The following is a 20,006-nucleotide window of genomic DNA, read 5'->3' on the forward strand; positions in this document are numbered from 1 at the left end:
CACCANTGGTGTTCTTTTTTTATCTGACTCCGCCAGTAGGACTCGAACCTACGACATCATGATTAACAGTCATGCGCTACTACCAACTGAGCTATGGCGGATAAAATAGTCCGTACGGGATTCGAACCCGTGTTACCGCCGTGAAAAGGCGGTGTCTTAACCCCTTGACCAACGGACCATCTATCTGTAGCAGATATAACCATTATATCAATTTCTTACTAATTGTCAATCACTTTTTAGATTTTTTCTCTAGAATATCTTTTAGTTTGCGGACTTTTAAACGGGTAATCGGGCAACGATGATCTTCATAAAAGACAACTTCTAGATTCTTTCGATCAATTTCTCTCACATTTCCCACATTGACAAGGAAAGATTTATGGGAGCAATAAAATCGCTGGGTATGTTTGTCCTTTTCCTGAATATCTGTCATAGTTCCATAGAATTCTTTAGCAAAATTCTTACCAATAATCCGAAGTTTATGAGAAACACCTGTGGTTTCGATATACAAAATATCATGGTAAGGAATTTTTAAATCATTTCCCTTATAGTTGTAATCAAAATAGTCTACAACATCTTCGTTTTCAAGCAGCATGCTTTTGGTATAGAAGATATTCTGCTCAATACGTTTTTTGAACAATTCATCATTGATATCTTTATCAACAAAATCTAGGGCTGATACCTGGTATTTATAAGTTAAAGTAGCAAATTCAGATCGACTAGTAATAAAGACAATAATAGCATAGGGATTGTGATGACGGATAAACTGTGCCACTTCAAATCCCTTTTTCTCAATCCCGTGAATATCGATATCTAGGAAATAAAGCTGATTTACTTCATCATTTTCGATATATTCCTTAAACTCACGAACTTTTCCTGTTGTCTTGTAAGAAATAGGAATATTTGATTCCTCAGAGATTTCATTCAATATTCTCTCAAGTCTCACTTGATGCTCAATAACATCTTCTAAAATTAATACTTTCATTCAAATTCCCTCTTAAATCTAATAATTTGTCTAAATGTGCTGTCTTCCATCTCTGTTTCCAAAATAATGTTGTCATACTTATCTAAAATCTCTTTGACACTATTAAGTCCGAGACCTCTATTTCTTCCCTTGGTAGAGAAACCTAAAGCAAATAGGTCCTCTGAAGGCGTCATAGTAATTTTACATGAATTCTGGATGACTATAACTGTTTCAAAATCCATTTTAATGACTGCAACTTCCATTTGTTTCAAGTAACTATCTGCAGCACCTTCAACAGCATTGTTTAAGAGAATACTCATGATGCGAACAAGATCAAGTAAATCTATTGACAATCTAGTAATAACATCCTTTACTTCCAATGTAAACTCTACATCATTATTTCGTGCATATACGATTGATTGAGCAATCAAACTTCGTAAGGCAGAATCTGCTATATTGTTTAAATCAAAGTAAGTATACTTATCTGATCGCAATTTTTGATTTGCTTTGACTAGGACTTCCTTATAAATCCTGTCAATTTCTTGTAAATCTCCACTGTCAATTGCCATTTGCATGCTGACAAGCATACCTGCATAGTCATGACGAAAACCTCGAATTTCATTATACAATCCAACAATTTCATCTGTATAGGTTTGTAAATGTTTTTGTTCAAATTTTTTCTGCTTCAAAGCAATGTCTTTTTCAACTTGAACCTTGTAAGAGTTCATTGCAAAGAAGGTTAAAAGGAGTCCAACAAAAACTACGGATGATAAAATACTTCCAAAACTATTTAAATGAGAAATAGTACTCACGATATCTGAAATAAAAGAGACGATATGTAGGAAGATAAATGCATATAGTACTTTTTTCAAAAAAGAATAGAGATAGTCTTTGTCAAAATATTTAAGTTCTAGGTTGAAATAGGTGATAATTTTTTTAATTATAAAATAGGTTAATAACAAAACTACCAAAAAGAAAAGATCTTCATGTTGTAATGCTAATTGATCTCCTGTTATAGAGGATAAAGTTACCGATATGAATGTATGGGTAGTGTGATATAAAAGAGAAATTAATAAACTAATAAAAATTCCTTTATACTTATCATATTTCTTTAATCCTCTTAAATAACCATATATCACTAAAGGGAATAAAAATTTCTCTCCCCCTAATCCATGTAAAGATACAAAATAAAAGAAAAATTCAACTACTAACTGTAATATAAATAGCCAAATACTGAACACATATAATTCTTTTATAGTTGTTTTACAAATCCATTCATAACTTCTGCTAAGAATAAAAAGACCTAGAATAACTATTGCCAATCCGAATAAATTCATTATTTCCTACCCTAATTTTTAATTATTTTCTTTTTTGAAAAAGAAGACTACGTATTACGTCTGGAATTCTCCATTCCCCACCCCGAATCTCCTGCAATTCTGCCTCTGTTACTTCTTTAAACTGTTCCAATTTAATTGTGTTTTTCATAGTAAAATCTCCTGTATTGTTTTTCTTGTAAGTTAACTTACACACCTATTATACAAAATGAAGACCATGTAAGAAAAATTTCTTCTCAACTGCACTGTTTTGTACCTGAAATGCACTTTTTTAAGAAAAAAGCTGGGAGTAATCCCAGCTTTTTATCTAATGTACTGATCCCAGCAGGATTCGAACCTGCGACCGTTCGCTTAGAAGGCGAATGCTCTATCCAGCTGAGCTATGAGACCTAACATGACCATTCTATCAAAAAACAAGAAGTAAGTCAATATTCTATTTGTGATAAGGAGAACCCTGCTGAATCGTAAAAGCACGATAAATTTGTTCAACAAGGACTAATCTCATTAACTGATGTGGTAAAGTTAAACGCCCAAAACTAACAGAGAGATTAGCTCGATGCTTCACAGAAGGGGATAGTCCAAGACTTCCACCAATAATAAATGTAAGGGTAGAAAATCCCTTTATAGAAGCCTGTTCCAGCTGTTTACTGAATTCTTCTGAAGAGAGAGTTTTTCCTTCAATTGCCAACACAACAACAAAATCTCTTTCTCCAACTTTAGAAAGAATTCGATTTCCCTCTATTTCTAATATTTTGTGATTTTCTGACTCACTTGCCTTATCTGGAGTTTTTTCATCAGCTAGCTCAATGATTTCTACAGTGGCGAAACGTGAAATTCGTTTAGTATATTCAGCAATACCATCTTTAAGGTATTTTTCCTTCAGTTTTCCAACTGTTACAATTTTTATTTTCATTCTTCTATTCTAACATATTCACACTTCATTTCACATCTTATTCACAAAAAATTATATAGGAAAACAAGCAAATTCACAGAATAACGTAAGTTATCCACAACTTGTGTAAAACTTCTACCTTTAAGCTTGAATTAAGTTAATAGATTTATACTTTAATCAAATAAAAAAACAAACGGAGGCGTTTATGAAACACTTACAAAAATTTTACAAAAAAGGAGTTGCCTTTCTTATCATCATTCTGATAGGATTTTTGAGTGGTACCCTGGGAAGTTTTGTGACACTGCAACTTTATCAAAAACAAGTAAGTCAAGCCGCAAATAACACTACAAACACTGTTACTCAGACTTCCTACAAAAATGAAAATGCAACAACTCAGGCCGTTAACAAGGTAAAAGATGCCGTTGTATCGGTCATCACTTATTCAGCAAATCGGCAAAATAGTGTTTTTGGAAATGACGAGACAGATACGGATACCGACTCTCAGCAAGTAGCAAGTGAAGGTTCCGGTGTTATTTACAAAAAGAATGGGAAAGATGCCTATCTTGTGACAAATACCCACGTTATTAAAGGAGCTTCAAAAGTTGATATCCGTTTAGCAGACGGTACAAAAGTTCCTGGTGAAATTGTCGGTTCTGATACGTTCTCTGATATTGCTGTCGTAAAAATTTCTTCAGAAAAAGTCACAACCGTAGCAGAATTTGGAGATTCTAGCAAACTAAATGTTGGTGAGACTGCAATCGCAATTGGTAGTCCTCTAGGATCCGAATATGCCAATACAGTTACCCAAGGAATCATTTCAAGTCTCAATCGAAATGTCTCTCTAAAATCTCAAGATGGTCAAGCCATTTCTACGAAAGCTATTCAGACAGATACTGCCATTAACCCTGGTAACTCTGGTGGTCCACTTATAAACATTCAAGGCCAAGTTATCGGGATTACATCAAGTAAAATTGCAAGTAATGGTGGAACCTCTGTCGAAGGTCTTGGTTTTGCAATCCCATCAAATGATGCTCAAAATATTATTAAACAGCTTGAAAGTGACGGTAAAGTGACTCGCCCTGCTCTTGGAATTCAAATGGTTAATTTAGCTAATATCGGAACTAGTGATCTTAGAAAACTCAATATTCCAAGTAGCGTAACTTCTGGTGTTGTGGTAAAATCTGTTCAAAGTAATATGCCTGCATCTGGTCACCTTGAAAAATACGACGTTATTACCAAAGTTGACGACAAGGATATTTCTTCGTCAACAGATTTACAGAGTGCTCTTTACAACCATTCTATCGGAGACACCATTAAAATCACCTACTATCGAAATGGGAAAGAGGAGACTACAACTGTTAAACTAGATAAAAGTACAAGTGATTTAGAATCTTAATTGACATTAGTGTAAAGAAAACTTTACATATAATAAAAGATATGTTAGTGTAGAATCATGGAAAAATTTGAAATGATTTCTATCTCAGAAATACAAAAAAATCCCTATCAACCTCGAAAAGAATTTAATGCAGATAAACTAAGGGAATTGGCTGAGTCAATCAAAGAAAATGGGGTCATCCAACCCATCATCGTTCGTCAATCTCCTGTAATTGGTTATGAAATCCTTGCAGGAGAGAGACGATATCGGGCTTCTCTCTTGGCTGGTCTGACTTCTATTCCAGCCGTTGTGAAACACCTCTCAGATCAGGAAATGATGATTCAGTCTATCATTGAGAATTTACAGAGAGAAAACTTGAATCCAGTTGAAGAGGCACGCGCCTACGAATCTTTGGTAGAAAAAGGATATACCCATACCGAAATAGCGGATAAAATGGGAAAATCTCGTCCTTATATCACTAATTTTATTCGTTTGCTTTCCCTACCAGAGCACATCTTATCTGAAGTAGAAAATGGAAAAATTTCTCAAGCTCATGCACGCGCACTAGTTGGTTTGAATAAAGAGCAGCAAGACTATTTTTTTCAACTAATTAAAAATGAAGACATCTCTGTGAGAAAGTTAGAAACACTGCTGACAGAGAAAAAACAAAAGAAGCAGAAAAAAAGTGATTCTTTCATCAAAGATGAGGAAGATAAATTAAAAAAACTACTTGGATTAAATGTAGAAATTAAACTTTCTAAAAAAGATACTGGAAAGGTTATTATTTCTTTTTCAAGCCAAAAAGAATATGACAGAATTATCAACAGCCTGAAATAAGGCTGTTCTTTTATTTTTTCAACTCACAAATTTATCCACTAATTTTTCTAGCAAAAAACCAAGGAATTCTTTGAATTCCTCACTTATCCCCAACCTGTGGATAAAAAATATAAACATTGTGGATTCTTTTCCACAGATTGTGGAAAAATGCTAGCATCTATGGTAAAATAAGTCTAACAGTAAACCTTTTTACATCAAATATAGCAAAGGAGGGGATAATCGGTGAAAGAAAAACAATTTTGGAATCAAATCTTGGAATTGGCTCAAGAAAGATTGACACGTTCTATGTACGATTTCTATGCCACACCTGCTGAACTCATAAAAGTGGAGGGAAATGTAGCTACTATCTTTTTACCTAGACCTGAAATGGAAATGGTTTGGAAAAAACAGCTCAAGGATATCATTGTGGCTGCTGGTTTTGAAGTTTACGATACTGAAATAAAAACTCAATTTGTCTTAACAAAGCCTGAAGAAGAATCTTCAACCTATGTCATGGATTCTGAAAATAGCAATCATTATGTTGCTTCACAGGCCAATCTTGCTATTCCATATTCTGAAACAGGATTAAAGGAAAAATATACCTTTGATAACTTTATTCAAGGAGATGGGAATATCTGGGCTAAGTCTGCTGCTCTGGCTGTTTCCGAAGACCTCGCATTGACTTATAATCCCCTTTTCATTTATGGTGGTCCTGGACTAGGGAAAACCCATTTACTGAATGCTATCGGAAATGAAATTCTAAAAAATATTCCTGAAGCTCGTGTTAAGTATATTCCTGCTGAAAGTTTTATCAACGACTTTCTTGAGCATCTGAGGCTCGGGGAAATGGAGAAGTTCAAAAAGACTTACCGAAGCCTTGATCTCTTACTGATTGATGATATCCAATCTCTCAGTGGCAAAAAGGTTGCAACTCAAGAAGAGTTTTTCAATACTTTCAACGCTCTTCATAGCAATCAAAAACAAATCGTTCTGACTAGTGACCGAAGTCCTAAACACTTAGAAGGACTTGAAGAAAGACTTGTCACGCGCTTTAGCTGGGGATTGACTCAAAATATCACCCCTCCTGACTTTGAGACACGTATCGCCATTCTTCAAAGTAAAACGGAACATTTAAACTACCATTTCCAGAGTGATACCCTAGAATATCTGGCTGGCCAATTTGATTCAAATGTTCGAGAATTGGAAGGAGCAATTAACGATATCACTTTAATTGCCAGAGTAAAGAAGATTAAAGACATCACTATTGATATTGCTGCAGAGGCTATTAGAGCTCGCAAACAAGATGTTAGCCAACTGCTAGTCATTCCAATTGACAAAATCCAAACTGAAGTTGGTAATTTTTATGGAGTGAGTGTCAAAGAAATGAAGGGGACGAGACGAGTTCAAAACATCGTTTTGGCGCGTCAAGTAGCCATGTATCTAGCTAGAGAACTGACAGATAATAGTCTTCCAAAAATCGGAAAAGAATTTGGCGGAAAGGATCACACCACCGTTATTCATGCCCATGCTAAAATAAAATCATTGATTGATGAAGACGATAATTTACGCTTAGAAATCGAAGCAATCAAAAAGAAAATTAAATAATTTGTGGATAACTTTTCCTTTTCTATCTTTTTTATCCACATTTTTTAAACAAGCTTAAAAGTCTGAAATTGCTAAATAGAAATCAGTTTTCCACAGAATTCACACACTCTATTATTTCTATTATCCTTCTAATACTAAAAATAAATAAAGGAGAATCCATGATTCATTTTTCAATTAATAAAAATTTATTTCTACAAGCCCTAAATACCACAAAACGAGCAATTAGCTCAAAAAATGCTATTCCTATTTTATCAACTATCAAAATTGATGTTACCAATGAAGGCATTACTTTGATTGGTTCCAATGGTCAAATTTCCATTGAAAATTTCATTTCTCAAAAAAATGAAGATGCTGGTCTTTTGATTACTTCCTTAGGTTCGATTCTTCTTGAAGCTTCTTTCTTTATCAATGTTGTATCCAGTCTTCCAGATGTAACCCTTGATTTCAAAGAGATTGAACAAAAACAAATTGTCTTAACAAGTGGCAAATCAGAAATTACTCTAAAAGGAAAAGATAGCGAACAGTACCCACGAATCCAAGAAATTTCAGCAAGCACACCTTTGATTCTTGAAACAAAACTGCTCAAGAAAATTATCAATGAAACAGCTTTTGCTGCAAGTACGCAAGAAAGTCGTCCAATCTTAACAGGTGTCCACTTCGTATTGAGCCAAAATAAAGAACTAAAAACAGTTGCGACAGACTCTCATCGCCTTAGCCAGAAAAAATTGACTCTTGAAAAAAATGGTGATGATTTCGATGTGGTGATTCCTAGTCGCTCCCTACGCGAATTTTCAGCTGTTTTTACAGATGATATCGAAACAGTGGAGATTTTCTTTGCCAATAATCAAATCCTCTTTAGAAGCGAAAATATTAGCTTCTACACTCGTCTACTAGAAGGAAACTATCCTGATACAGATCGTTTGATTCCAACTGACTTTAATACTACGATTACTTTTGATGTTGTTAATTTACGTCAATCAATGGAACGCGCACGTCTCTTATCAAGTGCGACTCAAAATGGTACCGTGAAGCTTGAAATTAAAGGTGATGTTGTTAGCGCCCATGTTCATTCTCCTGAAGTTGGTAAAGTAAACGAAGAAATCGATACTGATCAGGTGACTGGGGATGATTTGACCATTAGTTTCAACCCGACTTACTTGATTGATTCCCTCAAGGCTTTAAATAGCGAAAAGGTGACCATTAGCTTTATCTCAGCAGTTCGTCCATTTACTCTTGTGCCAGCAGATACTGACGAAGACTTCATGCAGCTCATCACACCAGTTCGTACAAATTAAGTGAAAGAGGTTGAGCCTAGCTCGCCTCTTTTATGATATAATCGAAAAAGAAAAGGAGAGTAGTATGTATCAAGTTGGAAATTTTGTTGAGATGAAAAAACCCCATGCTTGTACAATTAAGTCAACAGGTAAAAAAGCCAATCGTTGGGAAATTACACGTGTAGGGGCAGATATCAAAATCAAATGTAGTAATTGCGACCACCTTGTTATGATGAGTCGCCATGATTTTGAACGAAAAATGAATAATATTATTGACTAAGAACCCTTAGTTAGAGAGTTAGCAAGTTTTCCCTTTTTGTGTTATAATGTTAGGGATTGAAATGAGAACGGAGAATGAGAAACTATGGCTTTAACAGCAGGTATCGTTGGTTTGCCAAACGTTGGTAAATCAACCCTTTTTAATGCAATTACAAAAGCAGGAGCAGAGGCAGCAAACTACCCATTTGCGACTATTGATCCAAACGTTGGGATGGTAGAAGTTCCAGATGAACGTCTACAGAAACTAACTGAAATGATCACACCTAAAAAGACAGTCCCAACAACTTTTGAATTTACAGATATTGCAGGGATTGTAAAAGGCGCATCAAAAGGGGAAGGTCTAGGGAATAAATTCTTGGCCAACATCCGTGAAGTAGATGCGATTGTTCATGTTGTACGTGCATTTGATGATGAAAATGTTATGCGCGAGCAAGGACGTGAAGACGCTTTTGTGGATCCAATTGCAGATATTGATACCATTAATCTGGAGTTGATTCTTGCTGACCTAGAGTCAGTAAATAAACGCTATGCGCGTGTAGAAAAGATGGCACGTACGCAAAAAGATAAGGAATCTGTGGCAGAGTTTAACGTCCTTCAAAAAATTAAACCAGTCCTTGAAGATGGAAAATCAGCACGTACCATTGAATTCACGGATGAGGAACAAAAAGTAGTCAAAGGACTCTTCCTTTTGACCACTAAACCAGTTCTTTATGTTGCTAATGTGGATGAGGATGTAGTTTCAGATCCAGATTCTATCGACTATGTTAAAAAAATTCGAGAATTTGCAGCGACAGAAAATGCAGAAGTAGTAGTTATTTCTGCGCGTGCTGAGGAAGAAATTTCCGAGTTAGATGATGAAGATAAGCAAGAGTTTCTTGAAGCACTTGGCTTGACAGAATCAGGTGTTGATAAGTTGACTCGAGCTGCTTACCACTTACTTGGACTTGGAACTTACTTCACAGCTGGTGAAAAAGAAGTTCGCGCTTGGACCTTTAAGCGTGGTATGAAAGCTCCTCAAGCAGCTGGTATTATCCACTCAGACTTTGAAAAAGGTTTTATTCGTGCAGTAACCATGTCATATGAGGATCTAGTGAAATATGGATCTGAAAAGGCTGTAAAAGAAGCTGGGCGCTTGCGTGAAGAAGGAAAAGAATATATCGTTCAAGATGGCGATATCATGGAATTCCGCTTTAATGTCTAATAACATTTAACAAATAGTGTCAATTAGGTTGGAAAAAAATTCCAACCCTTTTGGCTTTTGAAAGGAAAATAAATGACTAAATTACTTGTTGGATTAGGAAATCCAGGGGATAAATATTTTGAAACCAAGCACAATGTTGGCTTTATGTTGATTGACCAACTAGCTAAAAAACAAAACGTCACCTTTACACACGACAAGATATTTCAAGCTGACCTAGCCTCTTTTTTCCTCAATGGCGAAAAAATTTATCTTGTCAAACCAACAACATTTATGAATGAAAGTGGAAAAGCAGTTCATGCTCTATTGACTTACTATGGTTTGGATATTGAAGATTTACTCGTTATTTACGATGACCTTGACATGGAAGTTGGGAAAATTCGTTTAAGAGCAAAGGGATCAGCAGGTGGCCATAATGGTATCAAGTCTATTATTCAACATATTGGAACCCAAGTATTTAACCGTGTTAAAATAGGAATTGGAAGACCCAAAAAAGGCATGTCAGTTGTTCACCATGTTTTAAGTAAGTTTGATCAAGATGACTATGTAGGTATTTTACAGTCAATTGACAAGGTTGACGATGCTGTAAACTACTATTTACAAGAGAAAAACTTTGAGAAAACAATGCAGAGGTATAACGGCTAAATGGTGACTTTATTAGATTTATTCTCAGAAAATGACCAGATAAAAAAATGGCATCAAAATCTGATAAATAAGAAAAGACAACTAATTCTTGGTTTATCAACGTCTACCAAGGCTATTGCAATTGCAAGCAGTCTAGAAAAAGAAAATAAGATTGTGTTACTGACTTCAACTTATGGAGAAGCAGAACGAATTATCAGTGATCTTCTTTCTCTCTTAGGAGAGGAAGTTGTCTATCCTTTTTTGGTAGATGACTCTCCTATGGTAGAGTTTTTGATGTCTTCGCAAGAAAAAATCATTTCGCGGGTTGAGGCCTTGCGTTTTTTGAATGATCCGTCTAAGAAAGGGATTTTAGTTTGTAATATCGCAGCAAGTCGATTGATTTTACCTTCTCCAACTGGATTTAAAGAAAGTATTATAAGGATTGTAGTTGGTGAAGAATATGACCAACATGACCTTCTTCACAAATTAAAGGAAATCGGTTATCGAAAAGTTACTCAAGTACAGACCCAAGGTGAGTTTAGTATTCGAGGAGATATTTTAGATATTTTTGAGATGTCTCAGTTAGAACCTTTCCGAATCGAGTTTTTTGGTGATGAAGTAGATGGTATTCGTACTTTTGAAGTCGAAACACAATTATCAAAAGAAAATCAGACAGAACTCACTATCTTTCCAGCAAGTGATATGCTTTTAAAAGAAAGGGACTATTTAAGAGGTCAGTCAGCTTTAGAAAAGCAAATTTCGAAGACCTTATCAGCAATTTTAAAATCATACTTGGAAGAGATTTTGTCAAGTTTTCATCAAAAACAAGTACATTCAGATAGTCGAAAATTTTTATCTTTATGTTACGATAAAACATGGACTATATTTGATTATATTGAAAAAGATACACCAGTATTCTTTGATGATTATCAAAAATTGATGAATCAGTATGAAGCCTTTGAAAGAGAATTAGCGCAATACTTTATAGAAGATTTACAGAATGGTAAAGCATTTTCTGAGATGCAGTATTTTGCATATACAGAGCAAACCTATAAAAAACAAAGTCCAGTTACCTTTTTCTCAAATCTACAAAAAGGATTAGGAAATCTCAAGTTTGATCACATTTACCAATTTAATCAATATCCTATGCAGGAGTTTTTCAATCAATTTTCTTTTCTTAAAGAAGAAATTGAGCGATATAAAAAAATGGACTACACTATTATCTTGCAGTCTAGCAATTCAATGGGAAGTAAAACATTGGAGGATGTTTTAGAGGAATATCAGATTAAATTGGATTCCAGAGATAAGTCAAGTATCTGTAAAGAATCTGTAAACTTGATTGAGGGTAATCTAAGACATGGTTTTCATTTTGTGGATGAAAAAATTCTCTTGATTACTGAACATGAGATTTTTCAAAAGAAATTAAAACGTCGTTTTCGAAGACAACATGCATCAAATGCAGAGCGCTTAAAAGATTATAATGAACTTGAAAAAGGGGACTACGTTGTTCACCATATCCATGGAATTGGTCAATATCTAGGCATTGAAACAATTGAAATCAAAGGGATTCACCGTGATTATGTCAGTGTACAGTATCAAAATGGTGACCAAATCTCCATCCCAGTAGAGCAGATTCAGTTACTGTCCAAATATGTTTCAAGTGATGGTAAAGCGCCAAAACTTAATAAATTAAATGACGGTCATTTTAAAAAGGCCAAGCAAAAAGTTAAGAACCAGGTAGAGGATATAGCTGACGATTTAATCAAACTCTATTCTGAACGTAATCAGTTGAAGGGTTTTGCTTTCTCAGCTGATGATGATGATCAACATGCTTTTGATGATGCCTTCCCTTATGTTGAAACGGATGATCAACTTCGTAGTATTGAGGAAATCAAGAGAGATATGCAGGATTCTCATCCCATGGATCGACTTTTAGTTGGGGATGTTGGTTTTGGGAAGACTGAAGTTGCAATGCGTGCAGCCTTTAAGGCAGTCAATGATCATAAACAAGTTGTTGTTCTAGTTCCGACGACGGTTTTAGCGCAACAACACTATACAAATTTTAAAGAGAGATTCCAAAATTTTGCAGTTAATATTGATGTGCTGAGTCGCTTTAGAAGTAAAAAAGAGCAGGCAGAGACACTTGAAAAATTGAAAAATGATCAAGTCGATATTCTGATTGGAACGCATCGTGTTTTGTCAAAAGATGTTGTGTTTTCAGATTTGGGATTGATGATTATTGATGAGGAACAACGATTTGGTGTCAAGCATAAGGAAACTTTGAAAGAACTGAAAAAACAAGTAGATGTTCTAACCTTGACTGCAACACCAATCCCTCGTACTCTCCACATGTCTATGCTGGGAATCAGAGATTTGTCTGTTATTGAAACTCCTCCAACCAATCGCTATCCTGTTCAAACCTATGTTTTAGAAAAGAATGACAGTGTGATTCGTGATGCTGTCTTGCGTGAAATGGAGCGTGGAGGTCAAGTCTACTATCTTTACAACAAAGTTGACACAATTGACCAGAAGGTTTCAGAATTACAGGAGTTGATTCCAGAAGCTTCGATTGGGTATGTTCACGGACAAATGAGTGAAATTCAGTTAGAAAATACTCTACTGGACTTTATTGAAGGTCAGTATGATATTTTGGTGACAACTACCATTATTGAGACAGGAGTTGATATTCCAAATGCCAATACTTTATTTATTGAAAATGCGGACCATATGGGCTTGTCAACCTTGTATCAATTAAGAGGGAGAGTTGGTCGGAGTAATCGCATTGCCTATGCCTATCTCATGTATCGTCCAGAAAAACCAATCAGTGAAGTCTCTGAGAAGAGATTAGAAGCAATCAAAGGGTTTACGGAATTGGGCTCGGGATTTAAGATTGCTATGCGAGATCTTTCAATTCGTGGAGCAGGAAATCTATTAGGAAAATCGCAGTCTGGTTTCATTGATTCTGTTGGTTTTGAATTGTATTCGCAGTTACTAGAGGAAGCTATCACTAAACGGAATGGCAATGGGAATACAAGAACCAAAGGAAATGCTGAGTTGATTTTACAAATTGATGCTTATCTTCCTGATACTTATATTTCTGACCAACGACATAAGATTGAAATTTACAAGAAAATTCGTCAAATTGACAACCGTGTCAACTATGAAGAACTACAAGAAGAATTGATGGATCGCTTTGGAGAATATCCAGATGTAGTAGCATACCTTTTAGAGATTGGTTTGGTCAAGTCATATTTTGACAAGGTCTTTGTAGAACGTGTGGAAAGAAAAGAAAATAAGATTACAGTTCAATTTGAAAAAGTCACTCAACGCCTATTCTTGGCTCAAGATTATTTTAAAGCCTTATCCGCAACCAACTTAAAAGCAGCTATAGCGGAGAATAGAGGATTAATGGAAGTCGTATTTGATGTCCGAAACAAGAAAGATTATGAAATTTTAGAAGGTCTTCTGATTTTTGGAGAAAGTTTATTAGAGATAAAAGAATCAAAGAAAGCTAATTCTCTTTGACGTTTTTCTTCTATAAAAGGGATAAAAATGGTACAATAATAATTTGAGGTAATAAAAATGAGATTAGATAAGTATTTAAAAGTATCACGAATTATTAAGCGTCGTACAGTCGCAAAGGAAGTAGCAGATAAAGGTAGAATCAAGGTAAATGGAATCTTGGCCAAAAGTTCAACGGATTTGAAAGTTGATGACCAAGTTGAAATTCGCTTTGGAAATAAGTTGTTGCTTGTTAAAGTACTGGAGATGAAAGATAGTACAAAAAAAGAAGATGCAGCAGGCATGTATGAAATTCTCAGTGAAACACGGGTAGAAGAAAATGTCTAAAAATATTGTACAGATGAATAATTCTTTTATTCAAAATGAACACCAACGTCGTCGTTACCTGATGAAGGAGAGACAAAAGAGGAATCGCTTTATGGGTTGGGTTCTTATTTTGATGATTTTGTTGTTTATTTTACCAACTTATAACTTGGCCCAAAGCTATAATCAGTTATTGCAACGTCGTCAGCAATTGACAGAGTTGAAAGAACAATACCAAACTCTTAGTGATGAAAAGGATAAGGAATCTGCTTTTGCTGCAAAGTTGAAAGATGAAGACTATGTAGCAAAATATGCACGCGCCAAGTACTATTACTCAAAGAAACGAGAAGCAATTTACACCATTCCTGATTTGCTTCCGAGGTAATGTTATGGAAAATTTATTAGAAGTTGTTGAGCAATTTTTAAGTTTATCAGATGAAAAATTAGAGGAATTGGCAGCTAAAAACCATTTATTACGATTACAAGAAGAAAGGGAAGGGAAGAATGCGTAAGTTATTAGTAGTGTTATCGCTACTATCTGTTTTTATCATAACTTCAAGAGTAGTTAGCACAGAAAAACAGCTTCCTTACTCTTCACAAGAAATTTATTACCTAACTGAGTCTGATCATGGATTCTACTATAAAGAAACCCTGGAATCCCCAATGGTATATGGAGAGACAGTTATTTATGCTAATGAAGATCTTGTTAAGGAGTCTGGAAAATTGACTCCTGGAACCACCTTTAAAATCGTAGAATGGCGTTTGAATAGACAAGGTATTCCTGTTTTTAAATTAGATAATCACCAGTTTATCCTTGCAGATAAGCGCTTGGTCTATAATCAAAGTCAAGTTCAAACTCAAAATAGACAAGTATGGTTGGAACCGGGGTTTGTTATCTATAACAGTCCTTATGGTGCTAAAGAAATTTCTTCATTCCTCTCTCCCTATCAACGCGTAACAGTAGATAGAACCCTCTTTGCTGAGGGACAAGAATTTCTTCATATTGATCAAGTTGGGTGGGTATCAAAAGAGTTTGTTTCAGAAGAAGATAATCGTATCCAGAAAGTTCAAGAAGTCTTGTCAAACAACTATCAGAATGAAAATTATTCTATTTATGTTAAACAACTGAGTACAGGTAAAGAGGCTGGGGTGAATGAAGACAGCAAACTCTATGCAGCTAGCATCTTGAAACTAGCCTATCTTTATTACGCTCAAGATAAGATAAATCAAGGGGAATATACGCTGGATAGCAGCTTCAAGTATATTCCAGAAGTGAATAACTTTCCCGGATCCTATAAACCAGAAGGTAGTGGTAGTTTACCTAAAACAGGAGACAACAAAGATTACAGTCTCCAACAGTTAATTACCAAGATAACAAAAGAGTCTGACAATGTTGCTCATAATATTTTAGGTTATTATGTGACCAATCAATCTGACGGGGCTTTTAAAGAAAAAATGTCCACCATTATGGGTGAAGATTGGGATGTGAATGATAAATTAGCTTCTTCAAAAATGGCTGGAAAGGTCATGGAAGCTATTTATAATCAGAATGGCTTTGTACTAGAGTCTCTAAGCAAGACGAATTTTGATAACCAACGAATTGCGAAAGGTGTTTCGGTTAAGGTAGCTCACAAAATTGGAGATGCCGACGAGTTCAAACATGATACTGCCATTGTCTTTACAGACTCACCTTTCGTTCTCTCTATTTTCACTAAAAATTCTGATTATGACACCATTGCTAAGATAGCTAAGGATGTCTATGAGGTTCTAAAATGAGGGAGCAGGATTTTTTAAATCATTTTCTCAGAAAAGAGTATTTCAAAAAACATTCTAAAATCGTATTAGCTCTGTCTGGTGGACTGGATTCAATGTTTTTATTCCAGCTATTGTCTACTTATCAAAATGAGTTGGGAATTGAGTTGATTTTAGCACATGTCAATCACAAGCAGAGAAGTGAGTCTGACTGGGAGGAAAATGAAATAAGGAAGTTAGCTGATGCAGCTGGACTTCCTATTTATATCACAAGCTTTTCAGGAGACTTTTCAGAAGCGCGTGCTCGAGAGTTTCGTTATGATTTTTTTAGGAAAATCATAAAAGAGGTTGGAGCAACTGCCTTGGTCACTGCCCACCATGCAGATGATCAGGTTGAAACGATTTTGATGCGCTTGATTCGAGGAAGTAGACTACGTCATTTAACAGGAATAAAAGAAAGTCAAGTCGTTGATGATATTGAAATCATCCGTCCCTTGTTGCATTTTCATAAAAAAGATTTTCCACTAATTTTTCATTTCGAAGATCAAACAAATCAGGAAAATACCTATTTTCGCAATCGCATTCGGAATAGGTATTTACCAGAACTTGAAAAAGAAAATCCTTGTCTTAAATCCGCCCTTTTAGATTTTGGAAGGGAAATTTCAGATTACCAAGCAACAATAACGGAACTTTCGAAACAAATTGATGTGGAAGATTTGAATGAGCTATTTTCATACTCTCAACAAACTCAAGGAATCTTGCTCCAGAACTATCTTAATCAATTTCCAGACTTAAATCTGACAAAGGCTCAGTTTGCCGAAGTTCGACAGATTTTAGCAACTAAAAGCCAGTATCGTCATTCTCTTAAAAATGGCTATGAATTGATAAAAGAGTATCAATATTTTCGAGTTTGTAAAATCAGTCCTCAGGCCGATGAAAAGGAAGATGAACTTGTGTTATACTATCAAAATCAAGTTCGATATATGGGCTATTTATTTTCCTTTGGTATCCCTATTGAAGGGGATTCTGTTCAAAAAGTAACGGTTTCACGAGAAACACCTGTACATATTAGGTGTCGAAAAACTGGCGATGTTCTGCTTATAAATGGTCACCGAAAGAAACTGAGACGTCTATTTATAGACTTGAAAATCCCTATTGAAAAACGAAAAATTACTCCTATTATTGAGCAATTTGGAGAAATTGTCTCAATTTTGGGAATTGCTATCAGTGATTTGAGTAAAAACACGAAAAATGATATAATGAACACTGTACTTTATATAGAAAAAATAGATAGGTAAAAAGATGTTAGAACACGATATAAAAAAAATCCTCGTTTCACATGATGAAATTACAGAAGCAGCTAAAAAGCTAGGTGAGCAGCTAACCAAAGACTATGAGGGGAAAAATCCAATTCTTATTGGAATTTTGAAAGGATCAATTCCTTTTATGGCTGAATTGGTCAAACATATTGATACGCATATTGAGATGGACTTCATGATGGTATCTAGCTACCATGGTGGAACAGCAAGTAGTGGTGTGATCAATATCAAGCAAGACGTGACTCAAGATATCAAGGGAAGACATATTCTATTTGTAGAAGATATCATCGATACAGGTCAAACTTTGAAGAATTTGAAAGATATGTTTATTGCAAGAGAAGCAGCTTCTGTTAAAATCGCGACTTTGTTAGACAAACCAGAAGGACGCATTGTTGAAATTGAAGCGGATTATACTTGCTTTACTATTCCAAATGAGTTTGTAGTAGGTTATGGTCTGGACTATAAAGAAAATTATCGTAACCTTCCTTATGTTGGAGTATTGAAAGAAGAAGTTTATTCAAATTAGAAAGATCTATCTTTAATGAAAAAACAAAATAATGGTTTAGTTAGAAATCCATTTCTATACTTGTTAATTATCTTCTTCCTTGTAACAGGGTTCCAGTATTTTTACTCTGGAAATGCTGCTGGAAAAAGTGAAAAAATTAACTATACAGAATTGGTAAAAGAAATTACAGCAGACAATGTAAAAGAATTAACCTATCAGCCAAATGGCAGTATCATTGAAGTGTCTGGTGTTTATAAAAATCCTAAGACTAGTAAAGAAGAAACAGGAATTCAATTTTTCACTCCTACAGCTACAACAGTAGAAAGATTCTCAAGTACTATTCTTCCATCTGATTCAACAGTTTCAGAATTGCAAAAACTTGCTTCTGAACATCAGGCAGAAGTAACAGTCAAACATGAGAGTTCAAGCGGTATGTGGATCAATATCCTTGTCTCTGTTGTGCCATTTGCTATTCTTTTCTTCTTCCTATTCTCTATGATGGGAAATATGGGAGGAAATAGTGGCCGAAATCCAATGAGTTTTGGACGTAGCAAGGCTAAAGCTGCAAACAAAGAAGATATCAAGGTACGTTTCTCGGATGTTGCTGGTGCCGAGGAAGAAAAACAAGAATTAGTAGAAGTTGTTGAATTCCTAAAAGATCCAAAAAGATTTACAAAACTTGGTGCGCGTATTCCTGCAGGTGTTCTTTTAGAGGGACCTCCGGGAACAGGTAAGACCTTACTTGCTAAGGCAGTTGCTGGGGAAGCAGGTGTTCCATTCTTTAGTATCTCAGGTTCTGACTTTGTAGAAATGTTTGTCGGAGTTGGTGCAAGCCGTGTTCGTTCTCTTTTTGAGGATGCAAAAAAAGCAGCTCCAGCCATCATCTTTATCGATGAAATTGATGCCGTTGGTCGCCAACGTGGTGTCGGTCTTGGTGGAGGTAATGATGAACGTGAACAAACCTTGAACCAACTCTTGATTGAGATGGATGGTTTTGAGGGAAATGAAGGAATCATCGTTATCGCTGCGACGAACCGTTCAGATGTTCTAGATCCAGCTCTTCTCCGTCCAGGACGTTTTGATAGAAAAGTCTTAGTTGGTCGCCCTGATGTTAAAGGTCGTGAAGCAATCTTGAAAGTTCATGCTAAAAATAAACCTCTGGCAGACGATGTTGATTTGAAACTAGTTGCCCAACAAACCCCAGGTTTTGTGGGAGCTGACTTAGAAAATGTTCTAAACGAAGCAGCCTTAGTTGCTGCTCGTCGCAACAAATCAATCATTGATGCTTCAGATATTGATGAGGCAGAGGACAGAGTGATTGCTGGACCATCTAAGAAAGATAAAACAGTATCACAAAGAGAACGTGAATTGGTTGCTTATCATGAGGCTGGACATACCATTGTTGGTTTAGTCTTGTCAAATGCCCGTGTTGTTCATAAAGTTACCATTGTACCACGTGGACGTGCAGGTGGTTACATGATTGCACTTCCGAAAGAGGATCAAATGCTTCTATCTAAAGAAGACATGAAAGAGCAATTGGCAGGTTTGATGGGTGGTCGTGTAGCTGAAGAGATTATCTTTAATGTCCAAACGACAGGAGCTTCAAATGACTTTGAACAAGCCACACAGATGGCGCGTGCAATGGTCACTGAATACGGTATGAGTGAAAAACTTGGCCCAGTTCAATACGAAGGTAATCATGCTATGTTTGGTGCACAAAGTCCTCAAAAATCAATTTCAGAGCAAACAGCCTATGAGATTGATGAGGAAGTTCGTTCATTATTAAATGAGGCACGAAACAAAGCTGCTGAAATTATCCAATCAAATCGTGAAACCCACAAACTGATTGCAGAGGCATTGTTGAAATACGAAACATTGGATAGTACTCAAATTAAATCTCTTTACGAAACAGGAAAAATGCCTGAGACAGTAGAAGAGGAATCACATGCCCTATCTTATGATGAAGTAAAATCAAAAATGAGTGAAGAAAAATAACCCCAGAGAGGCAGTGCCTCTCTTTTTGTGTGCCGTTGAGAGAGGAAGAAGTATAGAATAGAGGAAATAGACCATGGGTTCGTGCATTTTGCTAAACTAAATGCAGAAAGGAGAGGTCTATGAATCTGAAAGAGTTGTATGAAGAAAGTAAAGGGATTGTAAACAAGTGCCGCAAAGATTATCATCTACATCTGTGGGAGAAAGAGGACTGGGACCAGGAGGGGATGCTGTGTCTGTATGAGCTAGTGAACC

Annotated in this window: 19 protein-coding genes, 3 tRNA genes and 1 pseudogene; 16 read left to right on the forward strand and 7 right to left on the reverse strand. The window is 35.7% G+C overall.

What is annotated here, in order from left to right; translation table 11 throughout:
* Positions 1-27: 27 nt before the first annotated feature.
* The 7 genes from D8801_RS04550 to rlmH form a co-directional block, all read right to left on the reverse strand.
* Positions 28-101 (reverse strand) — tRNA-Asn (locus D8801_RS04550).
* Positions 102-106: 5 nt separating this feature from the next.
* A tRNA-Glu gene (locus D8801_RS04555) sits at positions 107-178 on the reverse strand.
* A gap of 51 nt (positions 179-229) precedes the next feature.
* Positions 230-982, reverse strand: a complete 753-nt coding sequence (comE, locus tag D8801_RS04560; protein ID WP_044019988.1) for a competence system response regulator transcription factor ComE — start codon at positions 980-982, stop codon at positions 230-232.
* Positions 979-2,298, reverse strand: a complete 1,320-nt coding sequence (gene comD, locus D8801_RS04565) for a competence system sensor histidine kinase ComD (protein ID WP_125848174.1) — start codon at positions 2,296-2,298, stop codon at positions 979-981. The genes comE and comD overlap by 4 nt, the downstream gene beginning before the upstream one ends.
* 22 nt (positions 2,299-2,320) lie before the next feature.
* The gene (gene comC / locus D8801_RS04570) at positions 2,321-2,446 is read right to left on the reverse strand and encodes a competence-stimulating peptide ComC (RefSeq protein ID WP_125848176.1); all 126 of its coding nucleotides are present in this window, start codon (positions 2,444-2,446) and stop codon (positions 2,321-2,323) included.
* Between the two features lie 165 nt (positions 2,447-2,611).
* Positions 2,612-2,685, reverse strand: a tRNA-Arg gene (locus D8801_RS04575).
* Between the two features lie 43 nt (positions 2,686-2,728).
* Entirely contained in the window at positions 2,729-3,208 is a 480-nt protein-coding gene (gene rlmH / locus D8801_RS04580; protein ID WP_125848178.1) for a 23S rRNA (pseudouridine(1915)-N(3))-methyltransferase RlmH, read from the reverse strand.
* Positions 3,209-3,392: 184 nt separating this feature from the next.
* On the opposite strand from rlmH, the gene htrA reads away from it, so the two are divergent.
* The 16 genes and pseudogenes from htrA to D8801_RS09920 form a co-directional block, all read left to right on the forward strand.
* Positions 3,393-4,583, forward strand: coding sequence for a serine protease HtrA (gene htrA, locus D8801_RS04585; RefSeq protein WP_125848180.1), 1,191 nt, complete (start codon positions 3,393-3,395; stop codon positions 4,581-4,583).
* A 57-nt stretch (positions 4,584-4,640) separates the two neighbouring features.
* Positions 4,641-5,399 carry a ParB/RepB/Spo0J family partition protein gene (locus D8801_RS04590; protein ID WP_125399611.1) on the forward strand — a complete coding sequence of 253 codons (759 nt, stop codon included), beginning with the start codon at positions 4,641-4,643 and terminating at the stop codon, positions 5,397-5,399.
* Positions 5,400-5,621: 222 nt separating this feature from the next.
* Entirely contained in the window at positions 5,622-6,983 is a 1,362-nt protein-coding gene (dnaA, locus tag D8801_RS04595) for a chromosomal replication initiator protein DnaA (protein WP_004244340.1), read from the forward strand.
* Positions 6,984-7,141: 158 nt separating this feature from the next.
* Positions 7,142-8,278, forward strand: coding sequence for a DNA polymerase III subunit beta (dnaN, locus tag D8801_RS04600; RefSeq protein WP_125848182.1), 1,137 nt, complete (start codon positions 7,142-7,144; stop codon positions 8,276-8,278).
* A gap of 64 nt (positions 8,279-8,342) precedes the next feature.
* Positions 8,343-8,537: a DUF951 domain-containing protein gene (locus D8801_RS04605; RefSeq protein ID WP_093586316.1), complete on the forward strand. Its 195-nt coding sequence runs from the start codon at positions 8,343-8,345 to the stop codon at positions 8,535-8,537.
* Positions 8,538-8,621: 84 nt separating this feature from the next.
* Positions 8,622-9,737, forward strand: a complete 1,116-nt coding sequence (ychF, locus tag D8801_RS04610) for a redox-regulated ATPase YchF (RefSeq protein WP_125848184.1) — start codon at positions 8,622-8,624, stop codon at positions 9,735-9,737.
* 72 nt (positions 9,738-9,809) lie between these two features.
* Positions 9,810-10,379: an aminoacyl-tRNA hydrolase gene (gene pth, locus D8801_RS04615; protein ID WP_061453864.1), complete on the forward strand. Its 570-nt coding sequence runs from the start codon at positions 9,810-9,812 to the stop codon at positions 10,377-10,379.
* Positions 10,380-13,883, forward strand: coding sequence for a transcription-repair coupling factor (gene mfd, locus D8801_RS04620; RefSeq protein ID WP_125848185.1), 3,504 nt, complete (start codon positions 10,380-10,382; stop codon positions 13,881-13,883).
* Positions 13,884-13,940: 57 nt separating this feature from the next.
* Entirely contained in the window at positions 13,941-14,207 is a 267-nt protein-coding gene (locus D8801_RS04625; protein ID WP_001234975.1) for an RNA-binding S4 domain-containing protein, read from the forward strand.
* Complete coding sequence (locus D8801_RS04630) at positions 14,200-14,568, forward strand: septum formation initiator family protein (protein ID WP_000041924.1); 369 nt, start codon at positions 14,200-14,202, stop codon at positions 14,566-14,568. Before D8801_RS04625 ends, D8801_RS04630 begins: the two co-directional genes overlap by 8 nt.
* A gap of 4 nt (positions 14,569-14,572) precedes the next feature.
* The gene (locus D8801_RS09915; RefSeq protein WP_260468141.1) at positions 14,573-14,695 is read left to right on the forward strand and encodes an SP_0009 family protein; all 123 of its coding nucleotides are present in this window, start codon (positions 14,573-14,575) and stop codon (positions 14,693-14,695) included.
* The gene (locus tag D8801_RS04635) at positions 14,688-15,959 is read left to right on the forward strand and encodes a serine hydrolase (RefSeq protein WP_125848187.1); all 1,272 of its coding nucleotides are present in this window, start codon (positions 14,688-14,690) and stop codon (positions 15,957-15,959) included. The genes D8801_RS09915 and D8801_RS04635 overlap by 8 nt, the downstream gene beginning before the upstream one ends.
* The gene (gene tilS, locus D8801_RS04640; protein ID WP_125848189.1) at positions 15,956-17,233 is read left to right on the forward strand and encodes a tRNA lysidine(34) synthetase TilS; all 1,278 of its coding nucleotides are present in this window, start codon (positions 15,956-15,958) and stop codon (positions 17,231-17,233) included. The genes D8801_RS04635 and tilS overlap by 4 nt, the downstream gene beginning before the upstream one ends.
* A gap of 4 nt (positions 17,234-17,237) precedes the next feature.
* Positions 17,238-17,780, forward strand: a complete 543-nt coding sequence (gene hpt / locus D8801_RS04645) for a hypoxanthine phosphoribosyltransferase (protein WP_125848191.1) — start codon at positions 17,238-17,240, stop codon at positions 17,778-17,780.
* A gap of 15 nt (positions 17,781-17,795) precedes the next feature.
* A complete protein-coding gene (ftsH, locus tag D8801_RS04650; protein WP_125848193.1) occupies positions 17,796-19,754 on the forward strand; it encodes an ATP-dependent zinc metalloprotease FtsH in 1,959 nt (652 codons plus the stop codon).
* A 119-nt stretch (positions 19,755-19,873) separates the two neighbouring features.
* A pseudogene (locus D8801_RS09920) lies at positions 19,874-20,006 on the forward strand (sigma-70 family RNA polymerase sigma factor); the annotation flags it as partial.

The sequence above is a fragment of the Streptococcus oralis genome, from assembly GCF_003943415.1.
GTDB classification, from domain to species: domain Bacteria; phylum Bacillota; class Bacilli; order Lactobacillales; family Streptococcaceae; genus Streptococcus; species Streptococcus oralis_BJ.

Coding starts and splice junctions, on each gene's coding strand:
- comE (WP_044019988.1), bottom strand. CDS start 982: ATGAAAGTATTAATTTTAGAAGATGTTATTGAGCATCAAGTGAGACTT.
- comD (WP_125848174.1), bottom strand. CDS start 2,298: ATGAATTTATTCGGATTGGCAATAGTTATTCTAGGTCTTTTTATTCTT.
- comC (WP_125848176.1), bottom strand. CDS start 2,446: ATGAAAAACACAATTAAATTGGAACAGTTTAAAGAAGTAACAGAGGCA.
- rlmH (WP_125848178.1), bottom strand. CDS start 3,208: ATGAAAATAAAAATTGTAACAGTTGGAAAACTGAAGGAAAAATACCTT.
- htrA (WP_125848180.1), top strand. CDS start 3,393: ATGAAACACTTACAAAAATTTTACAAAAAAGGAGTTGCCTTTCTTATC.
- D8801_RS04590 (WP_125399611.1), top strand. CDS start 4,641: ATGGAAAAATTTGAAATGATTTCTATCTCAGAAATACAAAAAAATCCC.
- dnaN (WP_125848182.1), top strand. CDS start 7,142: ATGATTCATTTTTCAATTAATAAAAATTTATTTCTACAAGCCCTAAAT.
- D8801_RS04605 (WP_093586316.1), top strand. CDS start 8,343: ATGTATCAAGTTGGAAATTTTGTTGAGATGAAAAAACCCCATGCTTGT.
- ychF (WP_125848184.1), top strand. CDS start 8,622: ATGGCTTTAACAGCAGGTATCGTTGGTTTGCCAAACGTTGGTAAATCA.
- pth (WP_061453864.1), top strand. CDS start 9,810: ATGACTAAATTACTTGTTGGATTAGGAAATCCAGGGGATAAATATTTT.
- mfd (WP_125848185.1), top strand. CDS start 10,380: ATGGTGACTTTATTAGATTTATTCTCAGAAAATGACCAGATAAAAAAA.
- D8801_RS04625 (WP_001234975.1), top strand. CDS start 13,941: ATGAGATTAGATAAGTATTTAAAAGTATCACGAATTATTAAGCGTCGT.
- D8801_RS04630 (WP_000041924.1), top strand. CDS start 14,200: ATGTCTAAAAATATTGTACAGATGAATAATTCTTTTATTCAAAATGAA.
- D8801_RS09915 (WP_260468141.1), top strand. CDS start 14,573: ATGGAAAATTTATTAGAAGTTGTTGAGCAATTTTTAAGTTTATCAGAT.
- D8801_RS04635 (WP_125848187.1), top strand. CDS start 14,688: ATGCGTAAGTTATTAGTAGTGTTATCGCTACTATCTGTTTTTATCATA.
- tilS (WP_125848189.1), top strand. CDS start 15,956: ATGAGGGAGCAGGATTTTTTAAATCATTTTCTCAGAAAAGAGTATTTC.
- hpt (WP_125848191.1), top strand. CDS start 17,238: ATGTTAGAACACGATATAAAAAAAATCCTCGTTTCACATGATGAAATT.
- ftsH (WP_125848193.1), top strand. CDS start 17,796: ATGAAAAAACAAAATAATGGTTTAGTTAGAAATCCATTTCTATACTTG.